The organism is Lysobacterales bacterium, assembly GCA_014946745.1.
Classification (GTDB): domain Bacteria; phylum Pseudomonadota; class Gammaproteobacteria; order Xanthomonadales; family Xanthomonadaceae; genus Aquimonas.
Map to the genome: position 1 here is coordinate 110572 of JADCRD010000001.1, position 15302 is coordinate 125873.

The window sequence follows — 15302 nt, forward strand, 5'->3', positions numbered from 1 at the left end:
AGTTCAGGACAGGTCGCATGGGCGCTGAGAACAGCGGCTACAAGCTGAGGGCGGAGGCGGACGGCAGCGAGACGCCGATCCGCCACGGCATGGTCGTCGGCCGCGGTGACGACTGTGATCTGGTGATCCAGCTTGGCGTGGTGTCGCGTCGGCACGCGCGCATCAATGTCGTCGATGGCAGCCCTTGGGTGGAGGATCTCGGCTCCACCAATGGCACCACGGTCAACGGCGAGCGTGTCGTCTCGGCGACGCGGCTCAAGCCGTCCGACATCGTCTGCTTTGACGATGTGGCCTATCAGGTGCTGGCTGCGTCAGCCGTGGTCGCAGCCGCGGCCGACCGCGATCGCACGGTGCTCGGCGCGCGCGTGCTGCCGCCGATTGGCGCACAGGAGCCCACGCTGGACAGCGCGCCTGCTCAGGCACGGCCCGCCGCCGCTGCCGAACCGCTGCCTGCGCCCGAGCCGGCGCGACCGCGTTCTGCGGCAGCGCCGGCTGCGATCGAAGGCCTGCCGCTGAGCTGGGCCGATGCGGATCATCTGGAGCCCGCATCGCGTACGCAGGCCTTGCCCATCCTGCTGCGCCAGATCAGCCAGAAGTCGGGCGATACCGAAGGCCTGATCGAGGCCGCACGTCAGCACAGCGCGCGACGACTGCCGCGCTTGATCGGCTTGAACCAGGCCATCGCCGGCCAGGTTTTCGATCTCGATACCGGGCAGGGCCGCAGCAAGTGGGAGCTGGGCCGCGATGCCGGGGCTGACATTCGCATCCCCGATGAGAGCGTGTCCGGGCGACATGCGCAGATCGTCTGCGAGGAGGGGCGCTGGAAAGTGGTCAACCTGATGTCCGTCAACGGCAGCTTCGTCAACGGCCGCAAGGTGCTGAGCGCCTACCTCAAGACCGCCGACAAGATCCGTCTCGGCAACGTCGAGCTCGCCTTCGACGCGGGCGAAGGCGGCGCCGTGCCGCGCGCCGCCTCAGGCGTGGCCGGAGCCGGCCTCTGGGCGCGCCTGCGTGCGGCGCTGCGGCGCCTGTTCGGGCGCGGCTGAGGCGGCGACGCTGGGGCTGGGTCAGGTTGACGCCGAGGGCAGCGAGGCCCAACGCCGCACGCCTCAAGGATCGACACGCGCCGGGGTCCGCGCCGTTGGGCTGCGCTGCGCTTGGCCCAACCTGCGACCGGGCCGTACGGCAAGCGAGGCCCGACAGCGCAACCGCCTCGCCTCCATCTGGCGCGGCCTGCGGCCTTCGATGGCCGTCGCCGATGCCGCACATACGCCAAGGTGTGCGGTGCGCGTCGATATGCGCCTCCCGCATTGGTCGCGGCGACGGTGAGCGCCTATTCTTCCCGGCTCGACTTCCCCGGAGCCTTCGCGATGTTCTTCGAGCTGCAGCCCGCACCCGCCGATCCCATCCTGGGCCTGATGGCCGCGTTCCGCGCCGATCCGCGGCCGCACAAGATCGATCTGGGCGTGGGCGTGTACAAGGACGAGGCGGGCCACACGCCCGTGCTGGCCTGCGTGAAGCGCGCGGAAGCGCGGCGCCTCGAGCGCGAGGACAGCAAGACCTACATCGGCATGGCCGGTGATCCGGGCTTCAACGCCGCGCTGGAGAAGCTCGCCCTGGGCGATGCGCCGGCGCTGGCCGAAGGCCGCGTGGCCACCGCGCACACGCCGGGCGGCACCGGCGCTCTGCGTGTTGCCGCCGAGCTGATCAAGCGCGCGCGTCCCGAAGCCACCGTGTGGGTCAGCGACCCGACCTGGGGCAATCACCCGTCGGTGTTCAAGGCCGCGGGTTTGAAGGTGCGCGAATACCCCTACTACGACGCCGCCACGCAGTCGCTGCGCGGCGAGGCCATTCTGGCAGCGCTGTCTGCGGTGCCAGCGGGCGACGTCGTGCTGCTACACGCCTGCTGCCACAACCCCAGCGGCGTTGACCTCGAAGCGCAGCACTGGCAAGCGGTGGCCGAGCTGGCCGAGAAGCAGGGCTTTCTGTGTTTTGTCGACATGGCCTACCAGGGCTTCAGCACGGATCTTGACAGCGATGCCTACGGTCCGCGCCTCTTGGCGCAGCGCCTGCCCGAGCTGCTGCTGGCCACCTCCTGCTCGAAGAACTTCGGCCTCTACCGCGAGCGCATCGGCGCGGTCAGCGTGATCGGCCACAGCGCCGCGCAGACCCAGGCGACCTTCTCGCAGCTGCTGTCGGCGATCCGCAATGTCTATTCGATGCCGCCGGCGCACGGCGCGATCCTGGTGCGCGAGATCCTCGAAGACGCCGAGCTGCGCGCGCAGTGGCTGCAGGAGCTGGCCGACATGCGCGGCCGCATCAACCACTACCGCAGCGCGATGGTGCAGGCCCTGCGCGAGGCGGGCGTCGAACGCGACTTCGGCTTCATCGAACGCCAGCGCGGCATGTTCAGCTTCCTCGGCATCACACCCGAACAGGTCGAGCGCCTGAAGACCGAGCACGCGATCTATATGGTTGGCAGCAGCCGCATGAACATCGCCGGGCTGTCGGCCGCGAACCTCGCGTACTTTGCCGCGGCGCTCAAGGCGGTGATTTGATCGAGAGCCGGGATTGGGGATTGGGGATTTGCAGCCGCCGAGGCTTAAGCCTCCGCGCAACCCGCTCTCCGGGCTCAGGCGGCAGTGAGCGGAGAGGCGGGCTCGACACTCGCACCGCGCAGCCAGCCTTTGGACGAATCCCGAATCCCGTGCCCTCGCGCGCAGCGCTCGGGCGCTCATCGGCGCGCGGACCCATGGTCCGCAAGCGCGCCTCTTCGCTCCCCAATCCCGGCCCTCAAGGCCGCCCCGACGCTCCGCGATAGCGATCCAGTCGCGACTGCTTGCCCAGCGGGAACAAGATCTGCGGAATCACCGCGGCAACCGGCGTTTTCTCGATCTTGAGGCGGTACAGGCCGTCGATGCCGCCCACGGAATCGGTTTTCAGCGAGAGGAAGTTGTCGGTGGAAAAGGGCTTGCCGGGCACGAAATCCATGGCCAGCGCCTGCAGACGTCCGAGCACGTCGGGCAGCGGGATCACGAGCCGCTTGAGGTGCATGCCGCGCGCGGTGTAGCGCACGATCTCCGCGAGCGTCATCACCTCGGGCCCGTACAGCTCGTAGCTCTGCTGGTGGGCGCTGGAGTCGTCGAGCGTCTGCACCATCGCCGCCACCACATCACCGACGTAGACCGGCGCGAACTTGGCGCCGGCGCGGGCCAGCGGCAGCACCGGCGAGAACGACAGCAGGAACTTGAAGCGGCTGAACAATCCGTCGCCCGGGCCGAAGATCACCGAGGGCTGGTAGATCGTCCAGTCGAGGCCCGAGGCCTTGACCAGTGCTTCCGCCTCGCCGCGCGTCTTCAGGTAGTGGCTCTCACCGCGCCCGGCGTTGAGCGCGCTCATCTGCAGCAGGCGACGCACGCCGGCGGCCTTGCAGGCGTCGATCACGCAGCGGGTCAGCTCGACGTGGGCGCGCTTGAAGCCGGCGCCGCCAAAGCCGGCTTCATTGAGGATGCCGACCAGATTGATGACCGCGTCGGCGCCCTGCAGGGCGGCGCTCAGCGAAGCGCTGTCATAGGGGTTCGCCGCGCGCACCCGCACGCGCGGCAGCACGGCCAGCTGCGGTTTGGCGTCGGCATTGCGGCTGAGCACATCGACCGAGTGGCCGAGCGTGGAAAGGCGTGCGACGAGGTGGCTGCCGACAAAGCCGGTGCCGCCGAGGATGACAATTTTCATGGAATGCAGTCCGAGGAGGCGCGTCGGGCGCGCCGTTGGGGTGCGAAGGGTAGCAAGCGCTGCGCGGGCGGGGGCGGGAACGGGTTGAGAAAGCAGCGACCGAGTCGCTTGGCCTTCGCAGAAGCAGCGACCGAGTCGCTCAGTCTTTGCAAGGAAAGCGACCGAGTCGCTTGGCCCTCGAAAAAGCAGCGACCGAGTCGCCTGGGAGCCTGTCGGGCTTTGGTGGTCGAGGCGAAAGTTCGGCGGCGTGAGGACAGGGTTTCGGCGGTTTGCAGGCCCATTGCAGCGCTATGGTTCAAGAATCGGCGGAAACATGGACTGCGCAGACGGATGTGCAGCCCGGCCATCCAAAGTCCGACGGGCTCCTAGCGCGCTTTGCTGCCGGCGTGGCGCATGCGCTCAAGCCAGCGCGCATGCGCTTTTGCTGAAGGGCTGGCGACCAGGCCGATCAGCGTATGCCGCACGGGCCCAAAACCGACGAAGCGCAGCACGTTGCGCTCAAGACTCTTGAGGCTGTGGGATCGATAGAACCAGCGGTAGACGAAGCCTGGCATGCCCATCGTCACCACCACATGGGCGCTGCGCCCCTGCAGCGGCTTCAACTCGCCCGGGCCGCGGTCGCCGCCCGGCGCGGTGATGCCGGGCCGAAGCACGTGCTCCAGTGCCGCCTTGGTGTGCGCGGGCAGGTCGCCCAGCCACATCGGATAGCAGAGCAAGAGGTGCTGGCACCACAGCAGGTCTTCCTGCAGCGGGCGCAGTGTTTCAGGCACGTGCCCTTGCTCCCATTCGGCTGCGGTGCGCAGCAGCGGCACATCGATGCCGCCGAGATCGAAGCGTCGAACGTCGTGGCCAGCGGCCTGCGCTGCCTCGGCATAGCTCGCCGTCAGCGCGCGGCCGAAGCGGGTGGGATCGGGGTCGGGGTGACCCTGCAGCACCAGAACTCGCGTGGCCATGCGCTGAACTCCTGCAAGCGGGTGCCGTGAGGGTGACACAGCCTGATGGCGAAGGCTGCGACGTCGGCGCTTGCGGGCGATCAAGCGCCGCGGAGTTCACGCCAGCGCGCTCGCGTCTGGCCCCAGATCTCGATCGGCAGCGGCTCGAACGGCGGCGGCAGGCGCCCCGGCCCGCGCAGCTCAGAGCCGAGCCGTTCGGCCAGTCGCTGCGAGGGCAGGTTGTTCGGATCAATGGCGTGGATGACCTCGACCCAGCCCAAGGTGTCGAAGGCCCAGTCGATGCTGGCGACTGCGGCTTCCTGCGCGTAGCCCTGCCCCTGCGCTTCGCGCAGCAGGCCCCAGCCGACTTCGGTGCCGGGCCAGCCCTCGGGCTGCCACGGCCCGATCCGTCCAAGCCACTGTCCGGTGCTGCGTTCGATCACCGAGAACATGCCGAAGCCCTGGATCTGCCAGCTGCCCACCATCGTGAGAAAGCCGCGCCATGCGGCAGCGCGAGGCTGCACCCCGCCGATGAAGCGCGCGCTCTCTGGATCCGCCATCAGCTGGGCCCAACCATCGAAGTCCTGGCCGAGCGGTGGGCGCAGCTGCAGGCGCGGGGTCAGCAGTTCGGGCATGGGGCGTGCTCGCAAAAATTGATAATGCGGGTGACCATCGGCAGCCCGCAGGGTGGGAGCGATATGCCAAAGTTCGGCGTCCGATGGGTCGGTGCAATGGGGGAAGGGTAGTGCGATCTGGGTGGCAAGGCGAGGCGACGAAGGGGCGTTGCATCGGCTGGCTGGTGGCGGGCCTGGTCTGCGCATGCGCAGTATCCGCGCAGCCGGCCGATGCGCCGCTCGCTGCGGCATTGCAGCAATGCCGCGAGTCGCGCCAGGAGCGACCGCGCGAGGCGCTGCAGCTGTGCGAGAGCGCTGCGGAGTCATTGCGCGCGCAGAACGACTTTGACAGCGCGTTTGAAGCGCTGATGCACGCCGCTCTGCTGGCCACCCAGGGCGGTGAAGTGGAGCGTGCGCAGGTCGCGCTCGATCGTGCCGCCCTGCTGCTGGGGCAAGTCGAGGATCCGCTGGCCTCGCAGCGCATCGCCCGGCGTCGCGGCCAGCTGGCCTATGCGCGCGGCGAGCCTGCCTCGGCGCTGGGCAGTTTCCTCGAAGCCTTGGCCATCGCCCGTTCGCTGCGCGACACGGGGGCGATCGCGATCAGCGAGAACGATGTCGGCGTTGCCTACTGGCAGATGGGCGACTACGGCGCGGCCCTGGGTCATTTGCAGGCCAGCCTGGCGGCGAAGCAGGAGCAGGGCGACCGTGACATCGCCAGCACTCTTGCAAACATCGGTGGCTTGTACGGCGAACTCGGCGACACCCGACGCGCCATCGACATGCTTGAGCGCGCGCTCTCCCTGCATCGCGCCTCCGGCTCGCCGCAGCTGATCGGCGGTGCGCTTGAAGAGCTGGCGCTGCTGGAGGCGCGCAGCGGCCAGATCGAGCAGGCCCGCGCGAGCTTCGACGAGGCGTGGTCGCTGTACGAAGCGGCCAACGCATCGCGACAGCGCATGCGCTTGGCCTTGCGGCGAGCGCGCATCGAGGCCGAGCATTCGCCAGCTCTGGCGCCCGCTTGGCTGACCCGCGCGCGTGAGGCCGCCGCACAGCTGGGGCGCTCCGAACTGCTCGCGGCCGAGATCATCGAGGCGCGTTTGGCCGCCACGCCTGCGCAGGCGGTCGAAGCCTATGGGGAGCTGAAGCGGGTGCTGCGCGTCGATGCGGATGTCGAGCCGACGCTGGCGCCCGAGGCCGAAGCCCTGCTGGCCGAACTCGCCGAGCGCATGGGTCGACCGGGCGAGGCGCTGCAGCATCTTCGCGAGCATCTGCGACTTCAGCGCGGCCTGGATGAGGCGCGTCACAGCCAGCGTCTCGACGCGCTGCGCGTGCGGCTCGATCTGACCCTGGCAGAGGCCGAGCGCGATCGCCTGCAGCGTGAGAACGCCCTGCAGACGTCGGAGATCGCGCGCCGTCGGGCTCAGACCCTGGTGCTTGGCGCCGGCGCTTTGCTGGTGGTGGCGGGTTTGGTGCTGTTCTTCCAGCGACGGCTCTATCTGCAGCGGCTGCAGGCGCGCGAGGAGCGCCAGCGGCTGGAGCAGCGTATTGCTGAAGCGCGCCGCGCCGCGGATGCGCTGCGCGCGGATCTGCGCTCGATGGAGTGGCTGCTGGATCGTGAGGGCAGCCCAGCCCTGGTGTTCGACGCCAGCGGACAGATCCGCGCGGTGACGCGTGCGGCCGCCGATCTGTTGGGCGCGCGCGTGGACGGCGTACGCGGCAGTGCGCTGGCGAGCGTGATCGGCGAGTCAGCGGCGGCGGCCGCGCAGTCGCGCGTTGAGCAGGCTTCGCTGGTGGATGAATCGCAGATCGAACTGGCCGAGGACAGCGTCGACGACGGCTTGCCCGCTGGCCTCAGCTTCAGCCTTCAGCGGCTGTCGCTCGAAGAGGAGCTCGGAGTGCTGCTGCTGCGCCCGCGCCCGGCGGAAGCGGAGAGCCCGGTGAGCGGGCTCGCCGCGCTGGCGGTGGAAGCGGAAGACGATGCCTCGATGACCGCCAGCGAGCCGCAGCAGCGCTTTCGTGCGCTGCTGGTCACGCTCATGCAGCTCAGCCTGGACCTGTGGGAGCGCTTGACCCGCAAGACCCGGATCGACCTCGCCGAGCGCAGCGGCGTCTGGCGGATCACCATTGATGAGGGGCGGCTGCGCGTGCGTGCGATGGATCGGTACTTGAGCCTCGACACCCTGCCCGAGAAGCCGCGCTGGCGTGAGGTGCTGCGCACGGCCTACTTCGTGCTGGCAGAGCTTGAGCTCTCGCCGGATCAGCGCCAGCAGATGGAAGCGCTGATCGAGTCGGTGCTGAACTGGACGCGCAAGCGCCCTTGAATCCGTGCGCTTGCGTCAGCCTGACCGCGCGCTTTGTCAGACTTCGATGCGAACAGCCCCCGGTCATTCGGGCCGGGGGCTGGGCGGTGAAGCGCCGGTTGGAAGCGGCCAGCGCTGCAGCCGGGTTCACTCGCAGCGCAGGCAGAGGCCGGCCGCGCCCTGCTTCAGGCTGTAGCGGCCCGCGTCCTTGGCGTCGACCAGGGACAGCGGCCACTCGGCGACCGCAATGACCTCGCCGCGGTCACTGTCGGAGCGCTTGGCCAGCGTGAACTGCTCGCAGTGCGCGCTCGCCATCGCTAGCGCCGTCCTTGCTTGCTCGACCTCCTCCTCCTCTTCTTCGCGTGGATCGGTCGGATAGTCGTCGTCGAACTCGCCGACCATCTTCGGCAGGGTGTTCTCGGGCAGGGCAGAGCGAACGCGATTCTCGCCTTCTTCCTCTTCCTCTTCCTCGCGCGGATCGGTCGGGTAGTCATCGTCGAACTCGCCGACCATCTTCGGCAGCGCTTCAGGAGGCAGGATCGAGCGGGTGCGCACCTCGTCTTCCTCCTCTTCTTCCTCTTCGCGCGGATCGGTCGGGTAGTCATCGTCGAACTCGCCCACCATCTTGAACAGCGGACCGCGAGGCGCGGGCGTCGCCTGCTCCAGCCCCTTGAATGCGTCCGGGTAGAAGTGGAACTCCGCCACTGGCACCAGGGTGCCAGTGCTGCACCATTCGGCGGACGGCAGGTCGATGCCGCGCGTGTCGGCGGAGAGCATCATGAAGCTGCCGGCGGTGATCAGGCCGAAGACGAAGACGCGCATGGGACACCTCGAGGGCTTGCGGTGGTTGGGGCCTCCACTAAGCGTCATTGCGCCCCGGTTGTCGACCGTTTCTTGGGATCATTAGGGAACATTTAGCCGCACGCTTGGCGAACATGGCTGCAATCTTGAAGAAGTTTTGCGTGTTTGAATCTGTCCTCGCCCGGCGGACTCGCGCTCCCCGGGACGCAGGCGGTCGGCGCGGGTCGCAGCCTCGCGGTCATCGCGCCGGACTACACTGCGCGGCCTTTCCCGCTCGGCTGTGCTGACATGATCGACCGCGCCCGCTCGCGTCTCACCCCTCTCCGCTGCGCGCTGTTCGGGGCGCTGGTCTGTGCAGGCGCTGCAAGCTGCGCACACAGCCCGGCGCGGCACTCGGCGGCCGTCGGCCCGGTACCCACGTCTGCCGACCCCGAGCTCCGTGTGGCAGCGCACGACGAGTCGCCGCAGGCGTGGTTCGCGTCGGGCGCGGCGGCCGCCGCGGCGCGCGGCGCCGGGCAGGCGTCGGCGCGCAATCTGATTCTGTTTGTCGGCGACGGCATGGGCCCGACGACGGTGGCGGCGGCGCGCATCCTCGACGGCCAACGTCGCGGCGCCACCGGCGAGGAGAACCAGCTGAGCTTCGAGGCGTTTCCGCACACCGGCTACAGCAAGACCTACAACACCGACCTGCAGACGCCGGACTCGGCCGGCACCATGAGCGCGATGATGAGCGGCGTGAAGACCCGTGCCGGCGTCATTGGTCTCGACGGTCGCGCGCGCCTGGGTGACTGCGGCTCGGCGCCGGGCGCGAAGTTGCCCAGCCTGCTGCAGCTGGCGGAAGCCGCGGGCCTGGCCACGGGCGTGGTCACGACCACCCGCATCACCCACGCCACGCCGGCGGCGACCTATGCGCACACGCCGCACCGCGATTGGGAAGCCGATGCCCTGGTGCCGGCCGCAGACCGCGCCGCCTGCGCGGACATCGCGCGCCAGCTGGTCGAGTTCGACCACGGCGACGGCATCGAAGTGGTGATGGGCGGCGGTCGCCAGATGTTCCTGCCGGCGACGGCGAGTGACCCCGAGTACCCCGATAGCCGTGGGCTGCGCGAGGACGGTCGCGACCTGTTGGCCGAATGGCAGGCGCGCCATCCCGAAGGGCGCTACGCGTGGAATCGTGCGGGCTTCGAAGCGATCGATTTCGGCGCGGCCGACAAGGTCTTCGCGCTGTTCCAGCCGGGCCACATGCAGTACGAGCACGATCGCCCCGCCGATGCGGCCGGAGAGCCCAGCCTGGCCGAGATGGTGTCAGCGGCGATCACCCGTCTGCAGCGCAGCGAGCAGGGCTTCCTGCTGGTGGTGGAAGCCGGTCGCATCGATCACGCCCATCACGCCAACAACGCCTACCGCGCGCTGACCGACACCATCGCGCTGTCGGACGCCGTGGCCGCCGCTCGCGCCGCGACCTCGATCGAGGACACGCTGATCCTGGTCACCGCCGACCACAGCCACGTGCTGAGCTTTGCCGGCTACAGCCATCGAGGCAATCCGATCCTCGGCAAAGTCACCGACCGCACCGGTACCGAGGATGTCGAGTTGCAGCGCGACATGACGGGCCGCGTGTTCACGACCCTGGGCTATATCAACGGCCCCGGCTATGCCGCAGCCAGCGACCGGCAGCCGGAAGGCGTCAAGCGCCAGCCGCACGAGCCTGCGCGTTTCGAGGCCCGCGACGCGCGACCCGATCTGGAGAACGTCGACACCACCGATCCCGACTTCCTGCAGCCCAGCCTGTGGGCCCTGAAGAGCGAGACCCACGGTGGCGAAGACGTGGGCGTGTATGCGATCGGCCCCGGTGCCAGCGCAGTGCGCGGCGTGATGGAGCAGAACGTGATCTTCCACCTGCTGCTGCAGGCGCAGCCGCTGCTGCGCGCGAACGCTTCGGCGGCGGGACCGCGCTGAGTCGGACCTGCGGTCGGCCCGAGGGCGCGCCAGCCTGCGTCGAGCCTGGGCCGACGCGTGCTGGCCGCAGCAGAGGTGAGCGCTGTGACGAAGGTCGGGCCCTTGGCTGCCAGCTTCAGTGTGCGGCCGACGATTCGCCTAACGCCTTGCTCAAGTTGTTCTTAAGTCCTGAGTGCGCAGCGCCGGTGCGCTGGCGCGGCTCAGAGAGGCTCACATGGCCTGCGCGTCCGCGCTGACGGAAAGCAGCTTCAGGGGCGAGGGGGCGGGGTCGATCGAAAGCCCTCCTGTCCGTCCCTGGGTTTCGCGCGCCAGCGCCTCAATCGGACGTCCCAGGGGGCTGGACAGCTCGAACAGGACCGGCTCCGCCTTGGCACGGTTGCCTTCGACCGTCTGCACCCCAGGGCCCTGAACCGTATAGACAACCGGGACCAGCAGTTCGTGTTTCCGTCCGTCCTCACGGGGCTCCACGAACTCATATGTCCAGGATTGCACCGCCGTCAGCGAAGACTCGACGAAGGGCGCGATGAGTCGACGGTGACGATCCTCGTCGCGCACCCGCTGGTTGAGTACGCGCGCCATGACCGGTTCCGCCTTGGCAACCGTGCCGGTGTCGTCCAAGGTCAGACGGATCAGCACCTCGGCGGCAACGCCATCACGCAGCGAGTTGCTTGGGTACCGCGGCGGCGTCTGCGCGTTCGCCAGTGGCTGCCCGAACTCCACATCGCCAAACACCAGCTGGAAGCCCTCGCTGGACTTCAGTTGGTCCAAACGCACGTAGACCGATGTGCGGATCCGTCTGGCCTCGCCATCGACCATGAACGGCTCGAATCTCCATGCGCGCATGGCGTCGACGATGCTCTTTTCCGCGCTGGGGGTGAGTCGGCTTTGGCGCAAAGTGATGCCCTCCACCTCTCCCCGCGCGTCCACTTCGATGACTCCGCCGAGGTGGATCGATTCGACGACCTCGGCTGGGGCCTCGCTCTCGCTCAAGGCGGCCGCGTGCGTTGGCGAGGTCGGCGACATGAGCAGGGCGAGGGCGGCAGTCAGCGCGAAGGCAATCGGTTTCATGAAGTGGATCCTTGAATCAATCGAAGGTGCGCCCGTGCCGAGAAGCGGCAAGTGGAAAGCGCGCAGAGCAGTGTGACGCCGAGTACCGACCGAAACACCCTGTCAGATCCTACAGGTTACGCAGAGCTGCAGCCGCTGCAGCTTCGAAGCGACCCGCGCGAGCCAGACGGTGTGGTCCAACGCCAAGCCCGTGAGGCCTCGCAGCACCGCGATTCGGCCGACCAGCTCAAGCGCTGCGCCGAAGCGCCTGCTGGGGAAGGCCGCAGAGCTTCGCGCGTTCGCCCTGGACCCGCCAGTCGGGCGCGAAAGGAGAACTTAGGAGCACGCGCCGATCGAAAGGCTCTGGGCCCACCCGGAAGGCCGAGGCGCGGCGGTCATTCGGAACGCGCGGCAACGCGCGCACAGGGAGCTACCGCCGCGGCATGCCAGGGCGGACACGCTTGCGTGTGGGTGCCCCTCCCACGGGCAGTGCCAACCTACGCAAACGGCGGCCCAGAAGGCCGCCGTTCGCAGGTGACCCAGTCGCGCGACAGCCTGGGCTACAGCGCTTTCTCCAGCTCCGGCACGATCTGGAACAGATCGCCGACCAGGCCGAAATCGGCAACCTCGAAGATCGGGGCCTCCGCGTCCTTGTTGATGGCGACGATGGTGCCGGCGTCCTTGATGCCGGTGAGGTGCTGGATCGCGCCGGAGATGCCGCAGGCGATGTACAGCTCGGGCGCGATGATCTTGCCGGTCTGGCCGACCTGCAGTTCGTTCGGCACGTAGCCGGCGTCGACCGCCGCGCGCGAGGCGCCCACCGCCGCGCCGATCTTGTCGGCCAGGCTGTAGATGATCGCGAAGTTCTCGGCCGAGCCCAGCGCGCGGCCGCCGGAAACCACCTTCGAGGCGGCCTGCAGGTCGGGGCGATCGCTGCTGCCCTGTTTCAGCTCGACGAAGCTCGTGTGGCTCGGCAGCGCGACATCGATGCCGACCGCTTCAACCGCGGCGCTGCCGCCTGCGCCCGTGGCCGGCCACGAGGCCGCGCGCACGGTGGCGACGACAGGCTTATCGGCCGGCGCCTCGACGGTGATGATCGCGTTGCCGGCGTAGATCGGGCGGGTGAAGCGGTGGCTGCCTTCGACCGTCATCAGGTCGGAGACCTGCGGCGCATCCAGCAGCGCGGCAATCGCCGGCATCACGTCCTTGCCGAAGCTGCTGCTGGGGCCGAACACGTGGCTGTAGCCGGCGGCCAGCTTGGCAACCACCGGTGCGGCCTGCTGCGCGATCAGGTGCGCGAAGGCGGGGTTCGCGACGGTGAGCACCTTTGCCACGCCCTCGATGGCGGCGGCCTGCGCGGCCAGTGCCGCAGGCTCGGCGGCCAGCACGGCGATGTGGATCTCGGCGCCGGCAATCGCGCGCGCGGCGGTGACGCAGCGTGCCACCGCACCGTTCAACTGGCCGTTCAGATGATCGGCCACGATCAGGATCTTGCTCATTCGAATCTCTCCCGTGCGGCCGGCTTACGCCAGGCCCTTGGCCTTGAGGGCGGCGACCAGTTCGCCGACATCCTTCACCATCACGCCCTTGCTGCGCTTGGCGGGCGGCGCGTAGCTCAGCGTCTTCAGCCCGCCGCCCAGCGCCACGCCGAGGTCGGCGATCTGCAGGGTCTCCAACGGCTTGCTTTTCGCCTTCATGATGTCGGGCAGCTTGATGAAGCGTGGCTCGTTCAGGCGCAGGTCGACGGTGATCACCGCCGGCAGCTGCACCTTCAGCACCTCAAGGCCGGCGTCGACTTCGCGGGTGACCGTGGCGGCACCGTCGGCGACTTCGACCGCACTGGCGAAGGTCGCCTGCGGACGGCCCCACAGCGTGGCCAGCATCTGCCCTGTCTGGTTGGCGTCATCGTCGATCGCCTGCTTGCCGAGCAGCACGATGTCGGGCTGCTCCTTCTCGATCAGCTTGACGAACACCTTGGCGGCTTCCAGCGGCGACACCGGCTGGTCGCTGACCACGTGCAGGGCTCGGTTGGCGCCCATGGCCAGGCCGTTGCGCAGATGCGCCTGGGCATCGGCCGGGGCGATCGTGGCGACCACCACCTCGGTGGCCACGCCCTTCTCGCGCAGGCGCAGCGCTTCTTCCAGCGCGATCTCGTCGAAGGGGTTGGGCGAAAGCTTGACGCCATCGGTGACCACACCGGTGCCATCGGGCTTCACCTGGATGCGCACGTTGTAATCGACGACGCGCTTGTAGCCGACCAGGATCTTCATCGGGCTGCAGTTCCTATACGGGGGTGGAGGGGGCGGCCGCGCGAGTGCCGGCCGAAACCCCGCGATTCTAACCGCGCGGGTTTCGAATACCTACTCGATACCAATCGCGGAACCGGACTATGGCGGTTGGGGCGTGCGGCGGGCGTGTAGCGAGCGCGTGGTGCTGCCGGAGCCGGAACGCGAGGCAGGGGGTGAGGCCAGGGTGGGTCGAGACCCACCCTATGCATTCCGGTTCGTGGGATGCGTCTTGCCCCTCCCCAACGGCTCCGGACTCCCATAGGGTGGGTCTTAACCCACCGGAGCGCCAACTCGCTGCAGCAGCGTGCCGGCGTGAACGCACTCTTGGGCTTCGCACGTTGCAGGTCGAGAGCAGACCGCTCGTGTGTCTATGGTCGGCGCTGCGATCGACGTCGCGGCGGGCTCGAACCCCATCAGCCGACCTCAGCCGCGCTCGCGCAGTTTCTCCCGCAGCGTGGCGACGAAGCGGTCGGCGGCCTCGGCCGAGGTGTGGAAGAACAGCGAGGGCTCGGTGAGTTCGAGCTCCAGCAGCTGCGGGCCCTTGGCCGAGGGCAGCAGGTCGACTCGGGCGTAGGCGAGGCCCTGCACCGGCAGCGCGGCCAGCACCTGGCGGGCGGTGGCCATCTCCTGCGCCGAGGGTTCGCGGGCGGTGATGTGCTCGGCGGCGAACAGGGCGCGGGTCGGGCCTTCGCCGCGCTTCAGCAGGGGGCCCTTGCGGATCGCATGCGAGAACTTGCCGCCAAAGAACAGCAGGGCCGTTTCACCTGCACTGTCGACCTGGGCCAGATAGGGCTGCACCAGCACATGACGACCGGCATCGAGCAAGCGCTGCGCGTGCTGCACGGCCTGGGCGCGCTCTTCGGCGACATAGCGCTGGGTATCGCGCGAGCCCGCGCCCACGGTCGGCTTGACCACGAACTCCGGCCAGGCCGGGAAGCCGTCCGCGCGTTCGCACGGCGCGACGAAGAAACTCTCGATCACCGGCAGGCCCTTCTTGGCCAGCTGACCGAGATAGCGCTTGTCGGTGTTCCAGCGAACGATCTCCAGCGGATTGATCAGCCGGGTCTGCGCGCTGACCTTGGCGCACCAGGCGAGGAACTCCGGCAGACGCTGGGTGTAGTCCCAGGTCGAGCGGATCAGCACCGCATCGAAGCGTGACCAAGACACGCTGACATCGTCCCAGACCAGGGTCTCGTGGCCGATGCCGGCGCGGTCGAGCGCTTCGCGCAGCGGCGGCAGATCGTCGTCGAGTTCGAGGGCGGGCAGGGTGGAGGCGAGTGCGATGCGGGTCATGGGCTTGGGTGTGTGTGCGAGGAGGGAGGGGAGAAGAGTGAGGAGTGAGACTGGAACTGCAAGCGCCGAAGGGCCGGTGCAAGGCGGGCATGGGCCTGACGCGTCTTGCTACTCTCTCACTTCTCACTCCTGTCTCTCACTTCTCGCCCTTCTTTGCTCGACGTGACACGCCAGCGCCTCATGGGTTTGGGTGTGCGCGCGGGTAGGGAGTGGAGAAGAGTGAGTAGTGAGACTGGAACTGCAAGCGCCGAGGGGGGCGTTGCAAGGCGGGCATGGGCCTGGCGCGTCTCGCTACTCTCTCACTTCTCACTCCTGTCTCTCACTTCTCGCCCTTCTTCG

At 68.6% G+C, this 15302-nt stretch carries 12 protein-coding genes; 4 read left to right on the forward strand and 8 right to left on the reverse strand.

Annotated elements, in window-relative coordinates:
* Positions 1-17: 17 nt before the first annotated feature.
* Both H4O13_00450 and H4O13_00455 read left to right on the forward strand, forming a co-directional pair.
* Positions 18-1046, forward strand: a complete 1029-nt coding sequence (locus tag H4O13_00450; protein MBE5313854.1) for an FHA domain-containing protein — start codon at positions 18-20, stop codon at positions 1044-1046.
* A gap of 324 nt (positions 1047-1370) precedes the next feature.
* The gene (locus tag H4O13_00455; GenBank protein MBE5313855.1) at positions 1371-2558 is read left to right on the forward strand and encodes an aspartate/tyrosine/aromatic aminotransferase; all 1188 of its coding nucleotides are present in this window, start codon (positions 1371-1373) and stop codon (positions 2556-2558) included.
* 235 nt (positions 2559-2793) lie between these two features.
* On the opposite strand, the gene H4O13_00460 is transcribed toward H4O13_00455, so the two are convergent.
* From H4O13_00460 to H4O13_00470, 3 genes are all read right to left on the reverse strand, one after another.
* The gene (locus tag H4O13_00460; GenBank protein ID MBE5313856.1) at positions 2794-3732 is read right to left on the reverse strand and encodes a complex I NDUFA9 subunit family protein; all 939 of its coding nucleotides are present in this window, start codon (positions 3730-3732) and stop codon (positions 2794-2796) included.
* A gap of 365 nt (positions 3733-4097) precedes the next feature.
* Complete coding sequence (locus H4O13_00465) at positions 4098-4685, reverse strand: NAD(P)H-dependent oxidoreductase (GenBank protein ID MBE5313857.1); 588 nt, start codon at positions 4683-4685, stop codon at positions 4098-4100.
* Positions 4686-4765: 80 nt separating this feature from the next.
* Positions 4766-5299, reverse strand: coding sequence for a GNAT family N-acetyltransferase (locus H4O13_00470; GenBank protein ID MBE5313858.1), 534 nt, complete (start codon positions 5297-5299; stop codon positions 4766-4768).
* A gap of 230 nt (positions 5300-5529) precedes the next feature.
* Between H4O13_00470 and H4O13_00475 the strand changes: the two genes are divergently transcribed.
* Positions 5530-7596, forward strand: a complete 2067-nt coding sequence (locus H4O13_00475; GenBank protein MBE5313859.1) for a tetratricopeptide repeat protein — start codon at positions 5530-5532, stop codon at positions 7594-7596.
* A gap of 126 nt (positions 7597-7722) precedes the next feature.
* Here the strand turns inward: H4O13_00475 and H4O13_00480 are convergent, their stop codons facing one another.
* Positions 7723-8397 (reverse strand): hypothetical protein, encoded by a 675-nt coding sequence (locus H4O13_00480; GenBank protein ID MBE5313860.1) that lies wholly within the window; start codon positions 8395-8397, stop codon positions 7723-7725.
* A 420-nt stretch (positions 8398-8817) separates the two neighbouring features.
* Between H4O13_00480 and H4O13_00485 the strand changes: the two genes are divergently transcribed.
* A complete protein-coding gene (locus tag H4O13_00485; protein ID MBE5313861.1) occupies positions 8818-10335 on the forward strand; it encodes an alkaline phosphatase in 1518 nt (505 codons plus the stop codon).
* Positions 10336-10545: 210 nt separating this feature from the next.
* Here the strand turns inward: H4O13_00485 and H4O13_00490 are convergent, their stop codons facing one another.
* From H4O13_00490 to H4O13_00505, 4 genes are all read right to left on the reverse strand, one after another.
* Entirely contained in the window at positions 10546-11403 is an 858-nt protein-coding gene (locus H4O13_00490) for a hypothetical protein (protein MBE5313862.1), read from the reverse strand.
* Positions 11404-11942: 539 nt separating this feature from the next.
* The gene (locus H4O13_00495; protein ID MBE5313863.1) at positions 11943-12881 is read right to left on the reverse strand and encodes an electron transfer flavoprotein subunit alpha/FixB family protein; all 939 of its coding nucleotides are present in this window, start codon (positions 12879-12881) and stop codon (positions 11943-11945) included.
* A gap of 24 nt (positions 12882-12905) precedes the next feature.
* Entirely contained in the window at positions 12906-13652 is a 747-nt protein-coding gene (locus H4O13_00500) for an electron transfer flavoprotein subunit beta/FixA family protein (GenBank protein ID MBE5313864.1), read from the reverse strand.
* A gap of 441 nt (positions 13653-14093) precedes the next feature.
* Positions 14094-14963, reverse strand: a complete 870-nt coding sequence (locus H4O13_00505) for a hypothetical protein (GenBank protein MBE5313865.1) — start codon at positions 14961-14963, stop codon at positions 14094-14096.
* Positions 14964-15302: the final 339 nt, after the last annotated feature.

Excerpts from the sequence above, each read along its gene's own strand:
- H4O13_00470 (MBE5313858.1), bottom strand. The coding sequence starts at position 5,299 with ATGCCCGAACTGCTGACCCCGCGCCTGCAGCTGCGCCCACCGCTCGGC.
- H4O13_00450 (MBE5313854.1), top strand. The coding sequence starts at position 18 with ATGGGCGCTGAGAACAGCGGCTACAAGCTGAGGGCGGAGGCGGACGGC.
- H4O13_00455 (MBE5313855.1), top strand. The coding sequence starts at position 1,371 with ATGTTCTTCGAGCTGCAGCCCGCACCCGCCGATCCCATCCTGGGCCTG.
- H4O13_00490 (MBE5313862.1), bottom strand. The coding sequence starts at position 11,403 with ATGAAACCGATTGCCTTCGCGCTGACTGCCGCCCTCGCCCTGCTCATG.
- H4O13_00465 (MBE5313857.1), bottom strand. The coding sequence starts at position 4,685 with ATGGCCACGCGAGTTCTGGTGCTGCAGGGTCACCCCGACCCCGATCCC.
- H4O13_00500 (MBE5313864.1), bottom strand. The coding sequence starts at position 13,652 with ATGAAGATCCTGGTCGGCTACAAGCGCGTCGTCGATTACAACGTGCGC.
- H4O13_00495 (MBE5313863.1), bottom strand. The coding sequence starts at position 12,881 with ATGAGCAAGATCCTGATCGTGGCCGATCATCTGAACGGCCAGTTGAAC.
- H4O13_00460 (MBE5313856.1), bottom strand. The coding sequence starts at position 3,732 with ATGAAAATTGTCATCCTCGGCGGCACCGGCTTTGTCGGCAGCCACCTC.
- H4O13_00505 (MBE5313865.1), bottom strand. The coding sequence starts at position 14,963 with ATGACCCGCATCGCACTCGCCTCCACCCTGCCCGCCCTCGAACTCGAC.
- H4O13_00480 (MBE5313860.1), bottom strand. The coding sequence starts at position 8,397 with ATGCGCGTCTTCGTCTTCGGCCTGATCACCGCCGGCAGCTTCATGATG.